This is a genomic window from Virgibacillus salinus (assembly GCF_900102415.1).
In the GTDB taxonomy this organism is placed as follows: Bacteria; Bacillota; Bacilli; order Bacillales; family Amphibacillaceae; genus Lentibacillus; species Lentibacillus subterraneus.
Map to the genome: position 1 here is coordinate 373780 of NZ_FNKD01000001.1, position 16157 is coordinate 389936.

General features: G+C 37.3%; 17 protein-coding genes. All 17 read left to right on the forward strand.

Translation table 11 applies throughout. The features are described from left to right. Positions 1-11: 11 nt before the first annotated feature. The 17 genes from galU (at position 12) to BLS02_RS02005 (ending at position 16130) form a co-directional block, all read left to right on the forward strand. Positions 12-890, forward strand: a complete 879-nt coding sequence (gene galU / locus BLS02_RS01925; RefSeq protein ID WP_092491271.1) for a UTP--glucose-1-phosphate uridylyltransferase GalU — start codon at positions 12-14, stop codon at positions 888-890. A gap of 26 nt (positions 891-916) precedes the next feature. Continuing rightward, positions 917-2071: a glycosyltransferase family 4 protein gene (locus BLS02_RS01930; RefSeq protein WP_092491272.1), complete on the forward strand. Its 1155-nt coding sequence runs from the start codon at positions 917-919 to the stop codon at positions 2069-2071. After that, positions 2056-3174 carry a glycosyltransferase family 1 protein gene (locus tag BLS02_RS01935; RefSeq protein ID WP_092491273.1) on the forward strand — a complete coding sequence of 373 codons (1119 nt, stop codon included), beginning with the start codon at positions 2056-2058 and terminating at the stop codon, positions 3172-3174. Before BLS02_RS01930 ends, BLS02_RS01935 begins: the two co-directional genes overlap by 16 nt. Continuing rightward, complete coding sequence (locus tag BLS02_RS01940; RefSeq protein WP_092491274.1) at positions 3171-4055, forward strand: glycosyltransferase family 2 protein; 885 nt, start codon at positions 3171-3173, stop codon at positions 4053-4055. The genes BLS02_RS01935 and BLS02_RS01940 overlap by 4 nt, the downstream gene beginning before the upstream one ends. A 26-nt stretch (positions 4056-4081) precedes the next feature. Further along, on the forward strand, positions 4082-5158 hold the full coding sequence (locus BLS02_RS01945) for an EpsG family protein (RefSeq protein WP_092491275.1): 1077 nt from the start codon (positions 4082-4084) through the stop codon (positions 5156-5158). A gap of 19 nt (positions 5159-5177) precedes the next feature. Beyond that, entirely contained in the window at positions 5178-6257 is a 1080-nt protein-coding gene (gene galE, locus BLS02_RS01950; RefSeq protein WP_092491276.1) for a UDP-glucose 4-epimerase GalE, read from the forward strand. A gap of 157 nt (positions 6258-6414) precedes the next feature. Beyond that, complete coding sequence (locus BLS02_RS01955) at positions 6415-7014, forward strand: sugar transferase (protein WP_092491277.1); 600 nt, start codon at positions 6415-6417, stop codon at positions 7012-7014. A gap of 1 nt (position 7015) precedes the next feature. Then, positions 7016-7645: an acetyltransferase gene (locus BLS02_RS01960; protein ID WP_245735966.1), complete on the forward strand. Its 630-nt coding sequence runs from the start codon at positions 7016-7018 to the stop codon at positions 7643-7645. A 52-nt stretch (positions 7646-7697) separates the two neighbouring features. After that, positions 7698-8852, forward strand: a complete 1155-nt coding sequence (locus tag BLS02_RS01965; protein ID WP_092492207.1) for a DegT/DnrJ/EryC1/StrS family aminotransferase — start codon at positions 7698-7700, stop codon at positions 8850-8852. Positions 8853-8855: 3 nt separating this feature from the next. Then, positions 8856-9200, forward strand: a complete 345-nt coding sequence (locus BLS02_RS01970) for a helix-turn-helix domain-containing protein (protein ID WP_092491279.1) — start codon at positions 8856-8858, stop codon at positions 9198-9200. Between the two features lie 15 nt (positions 9201-9215). Next, complete coding sequence (locus BLS02_RS01975; protein ID WP_092491280.1) at positions 9216-10352, forward strand: glycosyltransferase family 1 protein; 1137 nt, start codon at positions 9216-9218, stop codon at positions 10350-10352. After that, positions 10324-11502, forward strand: a complete 1179-nt coding sequence (locus BLS02_RS01980; RefSeq protein ID WP_092491281.1) for a glycosyltransferase — start codon at positions 10324-10326, stop codon at positions 11500-11502. Before BLS02_RS01975 ends, BLS02_RS01980 begins: the two co-directional genes overlap by 29 nt. 16 nt (positions 11503-11518) lie before the next feature. After that, positions 11519-12556 (forward strand): glycosyltransferase family 2 protein, encoded by a 1038-nt coding sequence (locus BLS02_RS01985; RefSeq protein WP_092491282.1) that lies wholly within the window; start codon positions 11519-11521, stop codon positions 12554-12556. Beyond that, positions 12553-13728 carry a CDP-glycerol glycerophosphotransferase family protein gene (locus BLS02_RS01990; RefSeq protein WP_092491283.1) on the forward strand — a complete coding sequence of 392 codons (1176 nt, stop codon included), beginning with the start codon at positions 12553-12555 and terminating at the stop codon, positions 13726-13728. The genes BLS02_RS01985 and BLS02_RS01990 overlap by 4 nt, the downstream gene beginning before the upstream one ends. Next, positions 13715-14131 (forward strand): FAD synthase family protein, encoded by a 417-nt coding sequence (locus BLS02_RS01995; protein ID WP_092491284.1) that lies wholly within the window; start codon positions 13715-13717, stop codon positions 14129-14131. Before BLS02_RS01990 ends, BLS02_RS01995 begins: the two co-directional genes overlap by 14 nt. A gap of 12 nt (positions 14132-14143) precedes the next feature. Further along, positions 14144-15121 (forward strand): glycosyltransferase family 2 protein, encoded by a 978-nt coding sequence (locus tag BLS02_RS02000; RefSeq protein WP_092491285.1) that lies wholly within the window; start codon positions 14144-14146, stop codon positions 15119-15121. Positions 15122-15137: 16 nt separating this feature from the next. Further along, a complete protein-coding gene (locus tag BLS02_RS02005) occupies positions 15138-16130 on the forward strand; it encodes a glycosyltransferase family 2 protein (protein ID WP_092491286.1) in 993 nt (330 codons plus the stop codon). The last annotated feature ends 27 nt before the right edge of the window (positions 16131-16157 follow it).

Below are 16157 nucleotides of genomic sequence, written 5' to 3' on the forward strand. Positions count from 1 at the left end.
GGGGGAATACAATGAAAGTAAAAAAAGCCATTATACCAGCAGCTGGATTAGGAACAAGATTTCTTCCAGCAACAAAGGCAATGCCAAAAGAGATGCTGCCGATTGTTGATAAGCCAACGATCCAATACATTGTTGAAGAAGCAATTGAATCAGGGATTGAAGACATTATTATCGTAACTGGCAAAGGAAAGAGAGCCATAGAGGATCACTTTGATAATTCATTTGAACTGGAACAAAATTTATTCGATAAAGGGAAGTTCGACTTATTAAGCGAAGTCCAAAAATCCTCAAAAATGGTGGATATCCATTATATACGCCAAAAAGAACCTAAAGGTCTTGGTCACGCAATTTGGTGTGCACGTAAATTCATCGGGAATGAACCTTTTGCAGTGCTGCTCGGAGATGACATTGTCAAATCTGAAACTGCGTGCCTGAAGCAACTGATAAATCAGTATAACCGATATAACGCCTCCATCCTTGGCGTGCAAACAGTAAGAGATGAAGATGTGTCAAGGTACGGAATAGTTGGTGGAAGTACAATAGAAAACCATCTCTATAATGTTCACAATCTGGTGGAAAAACCAAAACAGGAAGATGCACCATCCAATTTAGCCATCTTAGGCCGATACATTCTAAGTCCGCAAATATTCGAAATTCTGGGTAACCAAAAGCCAGGTACCGGAGATGAGATACAGCTTACAGATTCCCTCGCAGAGCTTAATAAGCACGAAGCGGTATATGCATATGACTTTGAAGGTAAGCGTTATGATGTTGGAGAGAAAATGGGATTTATCCAAACAACTATAGAATTAGCATTGGATCGGGAAGATTTGCGTAAGGACTTATTAGATTATCTTTCAACAGTTCTCGAAACAGAATTAACAAAATAGAAACTATAGCGAAAGGGGGGATGTTCATGACGAAGAAAATACTGTACTGTGCGACAGTTGATTATCATTTTAAAGCTTTTCATTTGCCTTATATGAAGTGGTTTAAGGAACAAGGGTGGGATGTTGATGTTGCTGCAGCAGGAAACATAAATTTACCTTACACAGATAATCAATATAATATTCCAATTGAACGATCCCCTTTTAGCAAATCAAATATAGAAGCCTATAAGCAGTTAAAGAAGGTTATGAGTCAGAATAATTATTCTATTATTCATTGTCACACCCCCCTAGGAGGAGTGCTTGCCCGAATCGCTGCAAAGCAGACAAGAAAACAAGGAACAAAAGTTATCTATACAGCACATGGATTCCACTTCTGTAAAGGCGCACCTCTTATTAATTGGTTTATCTATTATCCGATTGAAAAGTTTTTATCACGATATACGGACAGTCTAATAACGATTAATCAGGAAGATTATAATATTGCCACCAAACATCGCTTTAAAGCAGAAAGAACGGAACAAATTCATGGCGTAGGAGTCGATACTGTACGTTATAAGCCGATCAATGAAAATAAACGGGCAGAACTGAAAAAGTCATTTGGCTATCATGCCGATGACTTTTTATTATTTTATGCAGCTGAGTTTAATAAAAATAAAAATCAGCAATTTCTCCTTCGCTCGTTAGCTTTACTAGAAGAAAAAATTCCAAATGCAAAGCTGCTGCTTGCTGGAGAAGGTGCTTTATTAGAGAACTGCCAGGAATTAGCAAATAGCCTTGGAATAAGCCATATGGTCGATTTTCTTGGTTTTCGAAAGGATATTGACCAGATTCTGCCAATGTGTGATATAGCAGTTGCATCAAGCTACAGAGAAGGACTCCCTGTCAATGTCATGGAGGCCATGTCATGTGGGCTCCCTGTCGTAGCGGTTGATAATAGAGGGCATAGAGAACTTGTTCAAAATAACAAAACAGGCTGGTTGTTAGCTAAATTCGAGCCACAGGTGTTTGCTAATAAAATAATAGCTCTTTCGAATGCAGTCGATATGAAGCATCAGCTTGGGCAAAATGGAAGGAATGCAATTATCGCGAAGTATTCTACAAATAAAGTATTGGCTGAGAAGGAAATAATTTATAGATCCTATATGCAGGAAGAGGGGGAACCGGTATGGGCAGCCCGTTAAGGGTACTACATGTTGTCGTTAATATGAACAGAGGTGGTGCTGAAACCCTAATCATGAACCTCTACCGAAACATAGATCGCTCAAAGGTACAATTTGACTTTTTAACATGTAAAGAGGGAGTCTTTGACTCAGAAATAATAAGCATGGGAGGTAAGATTCATCGTATCCCATATGTTACTGATGCCGGACATACTGGTTTTATCCGTGCACTGAATCAATTCCTGAAGAGACACCATGAGTATAAAATCATCCATTCCCACATGGATAAAATGAGCGGATTTGTGTTAAGAGCAGCTAAAAAAGCGAATATACCGGTAAGAATTGCTCATAGCCATAATACGGAAAGTGAAGGTGGATTTACATCAAGAACCTATAAATGGTACGCAGGCAGCAAAATTAATGCACATGCAACACATTATTATGCCTGTTCGCATGCAGCAGCTAAATGGTTATTTAAAAATAAATCAGGAGAGGCTTTTATCCTGAAAAACGGAATTGAAACGGATAAATTTAAATTCTCACAGCAGATCCGTAATGCTATCAGAAGAGAACTGAACCTGGACAAAGATACTCTAGTCCTCGGTCATGTTGGAAGAATGGCACCTCAGAAGAATCAATTACATTTATTAGATATCTTCGCTGGTCTGAATAAGCAGATAGCAAATTCTGTTCTGTTAATAGCTGGTGAGGGGCCACTAAGGAAAGAAATCGAAGCGAAGATTAATGCGTTAAATTTAAATGGTAAGGTGAAATTACTGGGGGTACGGGATGACATTGACGCAATCCTTCAGGGCATTGACATTTTTGTTTTTCCTTCGATACATGAAGGTTTACCAGTAACCTTAATAGAAGCACAAGGTGCAGGACTTCCATGTTTAATCGCTGACACGATTACCAAGGAAGCTGATATGGGGTCAGGACTTGTTGATTATCTGCCATTAACAGATACAGCCATTTGGATTAAACGTATTGTAAGTTTAGATAAACAAATCAGACCCAGAATAATTGATTACCACGCCTTATCGAAAAGTGGCTATGACATAAAGGAGACAGCCGGGCAGACACAAGCATCCTATCTGGCATTAGGAGAAGCAGCTATATGAAACAGCTAACCATATTCACCCCAGCATATAATCGGGCATATTGTCTTCATATCTGTTACGAGAGTCTGAAACGCCAGTCGTGTAAAGACTTTATTTGGCTAATTATTGATGATGGGTCAACTGATGATACCGAGGACCTGGTTAGGTCGTGGATTAAGGAAGGCATCCTTGAAATAAACTATTACCGCCAAGAAAATCAAGGAATGCATGGTGCACATAACACCGCATACGAACTGATCAATACAGAATTAAATGTTTGTATTGATTCAGATGACTATATGCCAGATGATGCAGTGGAAAAGATTTTATCGTTCTGGAAGAAGTATGGAAGTAATAATGTTAGTGGCATTATTGGTCTTGATTCGGACAGCAATAATCAAATAATTGGTTCTATCTTGCCGGATCATATAAAGTGTTCCACGTTGTTTAATCTGCATTACACGCATGGGGTAACAGGTGATAAGAAGCTTGTTTACCGTACAGAATTAACCAAAAATTATCCATATCCGATCATTCAGAATGAAAAATATGTTGGTCTCGCATACAAGTATTACATGCTCGATCAGGACTATGAAATGTTATTGATGAATGAAGTGTTATGCTGTGTCGAATATCTTCCAGATGGTTCTTCGCGAAACATGCTTCATCAATATCGCAGGAATCCAAAGGGGTTTTCTTTTTATCGTAAAGAATTAATGAAGATACCATCTGCGAGTTTTGTATTTAAATTTAAGCAAGCAATCCACTATGTATCTAGCAGTTTATTAGGTCGTAATTGGTCATTTTTACAGGAAACACCAAGTAAAATGCTTACTATTCCGGCACTGCCTATAGGAATTTTATTATATCTATATATTAAAACCAAAACGAGGACAGTTTAATGTTTTAGATTGAAAGGAAACTTCAGATGACAATATTATGGATAAACCTTGCCATCGTTTTCAGTTTTTCTCTTTTTGCACGATACTTTGCGTCCCCTGCACAAGAAATTGAATCACCTGTTCCAATTAAACCTAACAAACTTTTAATATCTGGTGCATTATTATCATTAATACTTGTATCAGGGCTTCGGTCAAATATTGGAGATACATTTGTTTATAAAAGAATATATGAGCAAAATGATTTTTCTTGGGATTTCATTCTAGCCCAAAAGGATATCGGATTTGGCATTCTACAAAGATTATTAAAGTCGTATATATCAGAAGATCCGCAAATCATGATTTTTACGGCAGCCTTAATAACAAACGTGCTTATTGTAATGGTTTTATATAATTATTCCAGGATGATTGAGATTAGCCTATACGTTTATATAACGGGTGGGCTATTTTTAGTGTCCATGAATGGGATAAGACAAGTGCTTGCGGCAGCAATAGCCTTTACAGCTACAAAATATTTAATTGAAGGAAGCTTCGTGAAGTATGCTTTAGTTATAGTTTTGTCATCCTTCTTCCATCAAAGTGCACTTATATTATTACCAATTTACTTTTTAGTTAGGTTCAAGGCATGGTCAAAGGCCACCGTAGTACTGCTTATGCTTTCTGTGTTGATTGTTATAGGATTTGATTATTTTTCAGCATTATTGTTTTCGGCATTAGATGATACGCAGTATAGTCATTACAAAAGTTTTTCTGAAGGTGGTGCTAACTTTCTGAGGGTTGCGGTTGCAGCAGCTCCCATAGTTATTGCCTATTTAGGGAGAGATAAACTGAGGCGGATATTTCCTGAAAGTGATTATATCGTAAATATGGCAATACTTGGATTGGTCTTTATGATTATCTCAACACAAAATTGGATTTTTGCCAGAATTTCAATTTACTTTGAGCTTTACCAGATAGTTCTTATTTCATGGGTTGTAAAAGTGTTTACTAAAAAGGATCAAAAATTTATCTACTTTGGAATTGTTGCATGTTACCTTGCATATTACTTCTTTGAAAATGTTATTAATCTCAATATTTTATATAAAAGTGACTATTTAATTTGGTAGCTGAAAGGAGGAGAGTTTAATGGCTATTCTAGTAACAGGCGGGGCTGGATATATCGGGAGTCATACATGTGTGGAGCTTCTTAATGAGGGTTACGAAATTATCGTCCTGGATAATTTATCGAATAGTAATGATGAAGCATTAAGGCGAGTAAAAGAAATCACAGGAAAACAGTTTAAAGCATATAATGTTGATTTACTTGATAAAGAACACGTTACTGATGTATTTAGAGAAAACAAAATTGATTCAGTCATTCACTTTGCAGGCTTAAAAGCTGTTGGCGAGTCAGTTAGCGATCCACTTCGCTATTATAAAAACAATATCACAGGAACTATTACATTGTGTGAAGTGATGCAACAATATGGGGTTAAAAAACTTGTATTTAGTTCATCAGCGACTGTATACGGTGCTTCGGGTAACGTACCTATTACAGAAGAAACCCATCTTGGAGCGACAAATCCATACGGTCGCACAAAGCAAATGATTGAGGAGATGTTGCGGGATGTATATCGTTCAGACCAGGAATGGAGTATTGCCTTACTAAGATACTTTAATCCAATCGGAGCTCATAAGACTGGTCGTATTGGGGAAGATCCGAATGGCATTCCAAACAATCTAATGCCATATATATCACAAGTTGCGGTTGGAAAAAGACAGCAACTACAGGTGTTTGGGATTGATTATCCAACAAGAGATGGAACAGGTGTCAGAGATTATATCCATGTAGTCGATTTAGCAGCTGGTCACATAAAAGCTTTAAAAAAGATTCAGTATGCCAATGGTGTAGATGCATACAATCTTGGGACCGGTAAAGGTTATAGCGTACTCGAAATGATCAATGCATTTGAAAGGGCTACTAATCAGACAGTCCCCTACTGCATTGAGGAACGGCGCCCAGGTGATGCTGCAATATGTTATGCAAACCCGTCAAAGGCAAAGAGACAACTCGGCTGGCAGCCAATCCGAGGCATAGATGCTATGTGTGAAGATACATGGCGATGGCAATATAATAATCCAAATGGTTACGAAAAGGTTACTAAAACAAATAAAGCTAGTAAATCTCCGGTGCAGTTACATGCAGCGGATTTTTTAAGCAGGTAAGAAAGTATAAATACTTTCTTACTGCATAAGTGCAACTAAGGCTTGCACACCATAGTATAAGGGCTTCTAAGAAAGCAAAATACGCTTTCATAAGATTCCCTTTAACGAATGCTTAGTTTTCTAATACCCAAATAATGTCCTGAGGAGTGAGAGGTGAATGAAACGCTTACTTGATAGTGTCATTTCGATAATGATTGTTGCACTGTTTTCTCCTTTAATAATTATAGTGGCAGTAATCATTTGGTTGCGAATGGGGAGACCAATATTGTTTAAACAACAACGTCCCGGATTGAACGGTGAAGCCTTTTATTTATATAAATTCAGAACAATGGCTAACGGATTTTATCATAATAGTAAGCAATTATCTGATGATGTCAGGCTAACACCATTAGGGAGATTTCTTAGAAAGTATAGCCTGGATGAATTCCCGCAGTTGTTCAATGTTTTAAAGGGAAATATGAGTTTAGTTGGACCCAGGCCATTATTGATGGAGTATTTACCTCTTTACACAAAGGAGCAGTCATTGCGTCATACCGTGAAACCAGGTATTACTGGCTGGGCACAAATAAATGGCAGAAATGCAATTACCTGGGAAGAAAAGTTCAGACTTGATGCGTGGTATGTCGAAAACCGATCACTATTTCTTGATTGCAGGATTCTGCTGAAAACTTTTTTAAAAGTAGTCAAAAAAGAAGGAATCACGGGCCGGGATTCTGTTACGATGGAAAAATTTAATGGCACGAAAGAAGTGCTGTAGGGTGAATGTAATTATTTTAGGAGATGGTGGACATAGCAGAGTCATACAAGAGATGTTATTTCCGAATGTGAACTATCAAGTCACTGCTATTTTGGATGATAAGCATAAACGTGGATTTAAACAAAATGGAATTATTTATGCACCAATAGATTACTTAACACAATTATTTCAGCACGATACACGAGTAGTGGTTGCCATTGGAGAAAATAAAATTAGGAAGAAGATAGTTGACCAAGTAAATTTACTTCCCGAGCAATTTTTATCCGTTATTCATTCAACAGCAGTTGTAAGCAGTTCTGCCGAAATCGGAAATGGAACTGTCATTATGCCAAATGCGGTAGTCAATGCAAGTGCCAAAATCGGCATGCACTGTATTATTAACACAGGAGCAGTCATAGAGCATGACAACAATATTGGTGATTATACACATATTTCACCAAACGCAACGTTAACTGGAGGTGTTACTTCTGGCGAAGGGGTGCATGTTGGATCAACGGCAGCAATAATTCCTGGAAAGCATCTTGGCAGCTGGTCCGTAATAGGTGCTGGGTCTACAGTAATAGAACATATTCCAGCATTCAGCAAAGCCGTTGGAAGTCCGACGAGAATAATTGAACGATTAATGATTTAGAAAAGGTGGTGGTTTTTTGACAAAGCCGAGAATTAATTTATCACTCCCACATATGAGTGGAAGGGAGCAACAGTATATAAACGAAGCATTTGAAACAAATTGGATAGCGCCTCTAGGTCCAAATGTGGATGCGTTTGAAAAGGAAATAGCACAAAAAGTTGGAGTCAAAGATGCTGCAGCCGTAAGTTCGGGTACTGCCGCAATTCATTTGGCTCTTTCTTTATTAAATGTAACAAATGGTGATCAAGTTTTCTGTTCAACTTTTACATTTGTAGCAAGTGCAAATCCGATTTTATATCAAGGAGCAAACCCAGTTTTTATTGATTCAGAACCTGAGTCATGGAACATGTCACCACAAGCACTTGAAAGGGCGATGCAAGAAGCATCACTTGCTGGAAGGCTGCCAAAGGCCGTAATTATTGTAAATTTGTATGGCCAAAGTTCTAAGATGGATGAACTTTTGGAGATTTGTGACGCATATGATGTACCAATTATTGAGGATGCAGCTGAATCACTTGGAACTACCTATAAAGGAAAAGCCAGTGGCACATTAGGCAAGTTCGGTATTTATTCCTTTAATGGCAATAAAATTATTACCACATCCGGCGGAGGCATGCTTATATCGAATGATGCCAAGGCCATACAACGAGCTAGGTTCCTGGCAAGTCAGGCACGTGATCAGGCTCCTCACTATCAGCATAGCACAGTCGGATTTAATTACCGGATGAGTAACATATTAGCTGGGGTCGGCAGGACGCAATTACAAGTACTCGACAGTCGCGTTTCAGCAAGAAGAAGCATTTATGAAATTTACTATCAAGGATTAGCTAACCTCCCCGGAATAACGTTTATGCCAGAATTGGAAGAAACCAGAATGAATCGCTGGCTTACAACGTTAACTCTTAATGAGGAAGAAGCAGGGGTGACAGTGAAACAATTATTAACAGCACTTAACAATGAAAACATAGAGGCCCGTCCTGTATGGAAGCCACTTCATATGCAGCCACTCTTCAAAGAAGCAAGTTATTATCCTCACCAGGGGAACGAGCATGTTGCTGAACAATTATTTATCTCAGGAATATGTCTTCCATCTGGGTCAAACTTAACAGGTGACGATCAACAGAGGGTTATAAGATGTATTCGAGATATGTTTCGTGAAATCGGTAAAAATACAAGTTATTTTATCCTAAGAAAACATGAGGTATAGACTATGATAGGTGAAAAAATACAAATTATCCGTAAACAGAAAGGGCTCAGTTTATCTGAGTGTGCCCAGCGAGCAAATATATCTAAGTCGTATTTGAGTAATATTGAACGTAATTTAAATCAAAATCCATCTATTCAAATTATTGACCGAATCGCAGCAGTCTTAGATGCGGACCTTAGAACATTACTAGGTACAAAACCTATTGATGAACTATTGCCAGAAAATGAATGGCTGGATTTTGTTGAGGAACTGAAGAATTCGGGAGTTGATAAAGATGAGCTCCAGAAATATAAGACGGTTATTGAATTTGCTAAATGGCAGAATGACAAATTTGGGGAAAAGACGTGAAAAGAGGATAACAAAATGAGGATTCTTCACGTTGTTGGGGCAATGAACAGAGCAGGAACAGAAACCATGCTAATGAATATTTACAGAAACGTTGATCGTAAGAAGGTACAGTTTGATTTTATTTCATATAGCGATCAAGATGCTCATTACGATGATGAAATTAAAGACCGCGGTGGCAGAGTTATCAAATTATCGAAGACCAATTCCATACAAGAACTTTATCATGTCATCAAAAAATATGGGCCATATGACGCTATACACGCACATACATTGTTTCATTGTGGTATTGCAGCAATTGCTGCCTACTTAGCTGGTGTTAAAATTAGAATTTCACATGCACATACAACCATGGACAGTAGTAGCAGATTTATGCGAAAAGCCTACATCAAAGTAATGCGGTTTATCATCAACCATTTCTCTACAAACTTACTAGCGTGCAGCGAGGGGGCAGGAAAGTATTTATTTGGAAATAAAGGGTTAGCAAAATCGAAGTATTCATACTTCCCAAATGCGATTGAGTATTTAACATTCCTGGTAAATCCGCAAAAGAAGGTCACGGAACTTAAAGTAAAGGAAGGTTTAGGTAAGAGCATCGTTATTGGTCATATTGGCAGGTTTATAGAAGCAAAGAATCATGAGTTTATATTAGAAATAATGAAATGTCTCATTAATAGAGACCCTGCTATTAAACTGTTACTAGTAGGAGATGGAAATTTAAGACGACAAATAGAAGAAAAGGCTGAACAGGAAGGCATCCTTGAAAACATAAGATTTACGGGGATAAGACATGACATATCTACCATGTTGCATAGCATGGATGTTTTTATTTTTCCATCCCATTATGAAGGATTAGGTCTTGTGCTGCTTGAAGCTCAAGCATGTGGATTGCCCGCCGTGGTATCAGAAGCTATCCAGCCAGAAGCAGATTTAGGAATAGGTTTAATATCAAAGCTTTCATTAGCTGATGGACCTGATGTTTGGGCAGACAGAATAGTTGAATTGGCAGGTCAGAAAGAAAAAAACACCTATAATATTATAAATGGATTTGAAAAAAGCGGGTATTCCCTAAAGCGAGCAATAGCCACTTTGATGACTATATATCAATCCAGTTCAGGAGGGCAATATGAAAGAGATTTTAATCGCCAGCTTTGATATGGAGGTTGGAGGTGTTGAAAGAAGTATGATTAGTATGTTGGATAACTTCGATTACAGCAGAAGCCATATTGATCTTATGCTATACAGCCATACAGGCGATTTAATCGATTTGCTCCCTGATAAAGCAAATTTACTGGAAGAGTCAAACGCCTATAAAACCTTTCGAATACCGATCGGGCAAGTTTTAAAATCAGGTAAAGTAATACTAGGTCTGACAAGGCTTATGGCTAAGTATAAAGCAAATAAGAGCAAGGTTTCAGAACCAGGATACAGGCAAATGCAATTTATGTGGAAGTATGCATTGCCATTTCTGCCAAGATTGGAAAAGAAATACGATGCTGCAATCAGCTATTTATGGCCGCATTACGTTGTAGCAGAGAAGGTAGAAGCCGAGACCAAGATAGCCTGGATACATACTGATTTTTCAACAGTAGAAACGGATATAAACATGGATTTAAACATGTGGTGCAAATTTAACTATATTGTAGCCGTATCCGGAGCATGTAAAAACGCATTTATTAAAAAATACCCTAGCTTAAAAGAGAGGGTTATTGTCATCGAGAACATTGCATCACCAGACATTGTGAAAGCATTATCAGATGAGAAAGTTGAAAATCCGATGACTGCTGATCCGCGATTTAAACTGATAACAGTAGCAAGACTTTCTCATGCAAAAGGAATTGATAATGCAGTGAGTGCTTTAAAGCTACTAAAGGACAGAGGTTATGATGATATCGTCTGGTATGTTGTTGGTTATGGCGGAGATCAGGAAATGCTGGGGAAGTTAATTGCGACAAATGATTTACAAGACAGCTTCATTTTATTGGGGAAACAAACCAATCCATATACCTATTTAAAAGAAGCAGACCTTTATATTCAGCCATCACGGTATGAAGGAAAGGCTGTAACGGTTGGGGAAGCGCAGATACTTGGTAAGCCAGTACTGATAACAAATTATCCAACAGCAAGAAGCCAGGTGAACGATGGGGTTGATGGAATGATTTGCGACTTATCGGCTGACGGTATAGCGGATGGGATAGAAACGTTATATAGCGATAAGGCATTGCGAGATAGACTCGCAGCAAACTGCAGCAACATCAATTTTCATAATAGCAAGGAACTGGAAAAACTATACGAACTGATATAGAGGGGGGCAATACAGGATGCGAAAGGGAAAAGTTAGTGTTGTTGTCCCAATCTATAAGGTGGAAAAATATATTCATCGCTGCATCGAAAGTATTCTTAATCAAACATACTTTAACTTAGAAGTCATCCTTGTAGATGATGGTTCTCCGGACAATTGTGGAGCTATTGCAGCTAATTACAATAAATCAGATCCCCGGATAAAGGTGATCCATAAGGAAAACGGGGGGTTATCTGACGCACGAAATCATGGAATGAAACGTGCAACAGGAGAATTCACCATGTTTGTTGATAGTGATGATTGGCTGGAAAATAACATGATTGAAAGCCTGGTTAAATGTAGCCAGGCATATCAAGCTGAAGTTGTTCAATCAGCTTTTTTTTATGCCCATGAAGATAAATTACTTTTGGATAATAGGTATCATAATGAACATGATGCGCCAATACAACTGGATAATAGAAAGCTAATGTATGAGTTAGTTATTAACGAACGGGTGAAGAATTTTGCCTGGGGTAAGCTTTATAAAACAAGGCTGATCAACGATATCCCATTTCAAAAAGGAGTGTTATTTGAAGATGTGTTTTGGGCACATCAAGTGATGCAACGAGTTGAAAAGTTTGTGCTTTTACATAAGCCATTATATTACTATTATCAACGGTATGATAGCATCGTCGCATCCTATACTCCAAAAAACCTCGATATTATTAAAGGGTTAAAGGAAAGGCACCGGTTTATCGAGAATTATTATCAGGGACTAACAGATGAGTCCTATAAGGCTATATTGAATATGAGCTTTATCCATTATAATCTATTGCTGCTTAACAGAGAGAAGGATAAAAACGGGTTGCATCGAAAAGAAATACAATCCTACATAAGTGAAAACTACTATAAGCTGAGAAGAGCAGTAATGGACGACAAAACGTTAAGAAAGCAATTATATTTATTTTCCCTACATCCTTATTTAAATGTTCTATTTCTTGGAGTAAGGAAAGTGATGAGGGCGACTAGAATATTGCCTAAACCAGTTGGATTAAAGCAGGAGGTGTCATCTAAATGAAGAAATGGATCGCGTTAATTATTATTTATATATGTAACTGTCTTCCGATAAAACAGAACAAAATATTCTTATTTAGTTATTATGGAAGTCAGTATGGATGCAGTCCAAAGTATATTACCGAATATATTAAGAAGTATTACCCAAAAGACAGATTTGACGTTGTCTGGGCCTTTAATGACCCTGATTCCAAAAAACACCTGGACCATGTTAAAAAAGTAAAGGTCATGTCATTACGATATTTTTATGAATTGTGCACGTCGAAAGTGATCATTACAAATTATCGAACTACTGGTTTATTTGTTAAACGAAAGAAGCAGTATTACATTCAAACATGGCACAGTTCACTACGGTTAAAACATATTGAAAAGGATGCTGAGGCTGTGCTCCCACCAAGCTACGTAAAAATGGCGAAGAAAGACTCAGCAAAATGTGATTTATTATTATCCGGATGTAAATACAGTACCGCTATATTTAAACGATCCTTCTGGTATGGAGGAGAGATTTTTGAGCATGGAACACCAAGGAATGACTTATTGTTCAAACGTAATCCAGACAAGAGAGCGGATGTATTAGAAAAGTTACATGTTAATTCTGATTCTAAAGTTTTGTTATATGCACCAACATTTAGAAAAAATAATAACCTGGAAGTTTATAATATTGACTGGTCTCGCTTGGTACGCCAGCTGGAAAGCAGGTTTGGCAATGAGTGGACAATATTGGTTAAACTACATCCACACTTAACCGCAGAATCAGGCAAGCTTACTTATGGTGATCGTGTTATGGATGTAACTTCATACGACGATATACAGGAATTACTGCTAGCAGCAGATGTACTGATATCCGACTATTCATCACTAATATTCGATTATTCGATAACCAAACGGCCATGTTTTCTCTATGTACCGGATTTAGAGGAGTATACAAGACAGGAAAGAAAGCTGTATTTTGATATAACAGACCTTTCGTTTATTAGTGCAACTAGCAACAATGACCTTTTAGAAAAAGTCGCCACGTTTGATTACGTACCATATCGAAAAGAAATAGAAAAGTTCCTATATAAGATTGGCAGTTTCGAGGACGGAAATGCAAGCAAACAATTGGTAAAGCGGATCGACCGTATTTGCCATGGCCAAAAAGGGAAAAGGAGTGAAGAAATATATGAAGCAGTATAAAATCGGCTATACAACAGGGGTATTTGATCTATTTCATGTTGGTCACCTGAACATTTTAAAAAAAGCAAAAGAAAAATGCGAATTTCTCATTGTAGGCGTAAGTACAGATGAGTTAGTGATGAAATACAAAAATAAGCAACCCATCATCCCTTATGAGGAAAGAATAGAAATTGTAGAAGGGATTAAATATGTCGATGAAGCAATACCACAAAAAGACAGAGATAAATATCGAGCTTGGGAGCATTTACTTTTTGACGTCATGTTTGTTGGTGACGACTGGAAAGGAAATGCTCTTTTTAATGAACTGGAAAAAAAGTTTAACAAAGAAGGAGTCGACATCGTCTATTTCCCATATACAAAGGGTGTCTCGTCGACGATCGTGAAGCAGAAGGTAGAGTTGTAAGGGGGAGAGTAAATGAAACCGACTATTAGTATTATTGTCCCTGTTTATAATGTGGAAACATACTTAGAGGAATGTCTATCAAGTATTTGTAATCAAACGAAAAAGGAACTGGAAATTCTATTAATTAATGATGGATCAACTGATAACAGTCCTACTATTTGTAAAGAATTTGCAAAAGAAGATTCGCGCATAATTGTAATTCATCAGGATTCGCAAGGTGTGAGTGCAGCAAGGAATACAGGTGTTCAGCACGCCACTGGAGAATTGATTGGATTTGTAGATAGTGATGACTGGATTCTGCCGGATATGTTTGAGAACTTGCAGAACTTAATGGAAGATAATGATAGTGATATTTCGGTTTGCGGATACGCTCGCCAGTTTGGAGATGAAGTAACACATTTTAGAGAGAAAAACCATATAATCACACTTTCACAAGAGGAAGCATTACGAGAATTATTTCGTGGAAAAATATACAGATTTGCATTATGGAACAAACTCTACCGACGCCATTGTTTTGACAATATTACTTTTCCAGAAGGTAGAATTCATGAAGATTTAGCTGTTTCATATCAGCTATTTTTAAAAGCAGATCGCATCGTTAATACTTCGAAAACAGGCTATATCTATCGGAATCGTGAGCAAAGCATTCTTACAGAAAAGTTTCATAAAGGAAGAATTGATAGTTACAAAGCTTGGGATGAAATTATCCATACTATAAATGATGTTTATCCTCAATTAATGGAGGAAGTATGGATGAGATTTATCTGGTGGTCTCTGGATAATGTTCAAACAATTCTAGGTCAAATTTCGGATAAGCAAGAAGCAAATGAACAATTTACTCGAATTAGTCGTGAAGTGAGGAAGCACTTTCATAATATCCCAAAATTGAAACAGCTGTCTTGGAAGGTGAAGCTCAAGTTGCGGATGATAAATTATCAATATTACATCTCAGCAAAGGAAAAAAAGATATTGAAATGTCACATTTCTTAATAAGTGGAGGCACACTATGCCAAAAGTAAGTATTATCGCATTAATATATAATTTAGAAGCTTACATACCGTTATGTATAAATTCTGTGTTAGACCAGTCGTTCAAGGATTTTGAATTAATACTAATAAACGATGGATCAACTGATAATAGCGGTTGTATTTGTGAGGAATATGCAAAAAAAGATGAAAGAATAATGGTTGTACACAAAAGCAATGATGGCATTGCAGCAGCTCGTAATACAGGTATTGCTCATGCGACCGGTGATTATATAACTTTTATTGACTGTGATGATTATTTCCACGAACAGATGGTAGAAATCCTTTATAAGCATATTACTTCTAACAATGCAGATATTGCAATGTGTGATTATCTTCCCACAGAAGAAGGGCAAGAGGAAAAAAGGAAAAATGTGATTCTAGACTATTCCGTTACTACTAATACACATATACAGGCTTTGAACGGATTATACGAAAAAACGCATACGTATGTTGTACCTTGGAACAAATTATATAAAAAAGGTCTCTTTAAGGACGTGAAGTATCCAAGCGGCTATTTATACGATGATGAATTCACAGCCCACAGACTCCTTTATGAAACAAATAAAATTGTATACGTTCATGCACCACTCTATTTTTATGTTATTCGTAATGGAAGTACTACTCATTCACCAATGACAGCAAAAAAGTTCGATAAGATTATAGCTCTGCATGACCGAGCAGATTTTTTTAGAGAAAAAAACCTGCACAATTTAGAGGAGAAAGCTCTATTGGATTTTACAGAATACTTTTTCTGGTATTATTTACAATCTCAAATCGAGCTACCGCAGGCGCATGATAAACGTGCTGAAATTAAATCTATTTATAACAAATTATTTCTTAGAATAGTGAGAAATCCTCTGACTAATAAAAAGAAAAAGATTGTATTCAGTGTATTTCGCCTTAGTCCTGATATTCATAGATTATTAATTAAAGGTTGGAGGAAGAAACCTAATGAAGTTGTTAGACGCTGAAAATAAAGGTTTAAATCAGGAGGTGTT

What these genes read in the sequence shown, in the direction of transcription:
- BLS02_RS01995 (WP_092491284.1), top strand. Translation starts at nt 13,715, where the DNA reads ATGAAGCAGTATAAAATCGGCTATACAACAGGGGTATTTGATCTATTT.
- BLS02_RS02005 (WP_092491286.1), top strand. Translation starts at nt 15,138, where the DNA reads ATGCCAAAAGTAAGTATTATCGCATTAATATATAATTTAGAAGCTTAC.
- BLS02_RS01980 (WP_092491281.1), top strand. Translation starts at nt 10,324, where the DNA reads ATGAAAGAGATTTTAATCGCCAGCTTTGATATGGAGGTTGGAGGTGTT.
- BLS02_RS02000 (WP_092491285.1), top strand. Translation starts at nt 14,144, where the DNA reads ATGAAACCGACTATTAGTATTATTGTCCCTGTTTATAATGTGGAAACA.
- BLS02_RS01970 (WP_092491279.1), top strand. Translation starts at nt 8,856, where the DNA reads ATGATAGGTGAAAAAATACAAATTATCCGTAAACAGAAAGGGCTCAGT.
- BLS02_RS01985 (WP_092491282.1), top strand. Translation starts at nt 11,519, where the DNA reads ATGCGAAAGGGAAAAGTTAGTGTTGTTGTCCCAATCTATAAGGTGGAA.
- BLS02_RS01930 (WP_092491272.1), top strand. Translation starts at nt 917, where the DNA reads ATGACGAAGAAAATACTGTACTGTGCGACAGTTGATTATCATTTTAAA.
- galU (WP_092491271.1), top strand. Translation starts at nt 12, where the DNA reads ATGAAAGTAAAAAAAGCCATTATACCAGCAGCTGGATTAGGAACAAGA.
- BLS02_RS01945 (WP_092491275.1), top strand. Translation starts at nt 4,082, where the DNA reads ATGACAATATTATGGATAAACCTTGCCATCGTTTTCAGTTTTTCTCTT.
- BLS02_RS01975 (WP_092491280.1), top strand. Translation starts at nt 9,216, where the DNA reads ATGAGGATTCTTCACGTTGTTGGGGCAATGAACAGAGCAGGAACAGAA.
- galE (WP_092491276.1), top strand. Translation starts at nt 5,178, where the DNA reads ATGGCTATTCTAGTAACAGGCGGGGCTGGATATATCGGGAGTCATACA.
- BLS02_RS01990 (WP_092491283.1), top strand. Translation starts at nt 12,553, where the DNA reads ATGAAGAAATGGATCGCGTTAATTATTATTTATATATGTAACTGTCTT.
- BLS02_RS01955 (WP_092491277.1), top strand. Translation starts at nt 6,415, where the DNA reads ATGAAACGCTTACTTGATAGTGTCATTTCGATAATGATTGTTGCACTG.
- BLS02_RS01940 (WP_092491274.1), top strand. Translation starts at nt 3,171, where the DNA reads ATGAAACAGCTAACCATATTCACCCCAGCATATAATCGGGCATATTGT.
- BLS02_RS01965 (WP_092492207.1), top strand. Translation starts at nt 7,698, where the DNA reads ATGAGTGGAAGGGAGCAACAGTATATAAACGAAGCATTTGAAACAAAT.
- BLS02_RS01935 (WP_092491273.1), top strand. Translation starts at nt 2,056, where the DNA reads ATGGGCAGCCCGTTAAGGGTACTACATGTTGTCGTTAATATGAACAGA.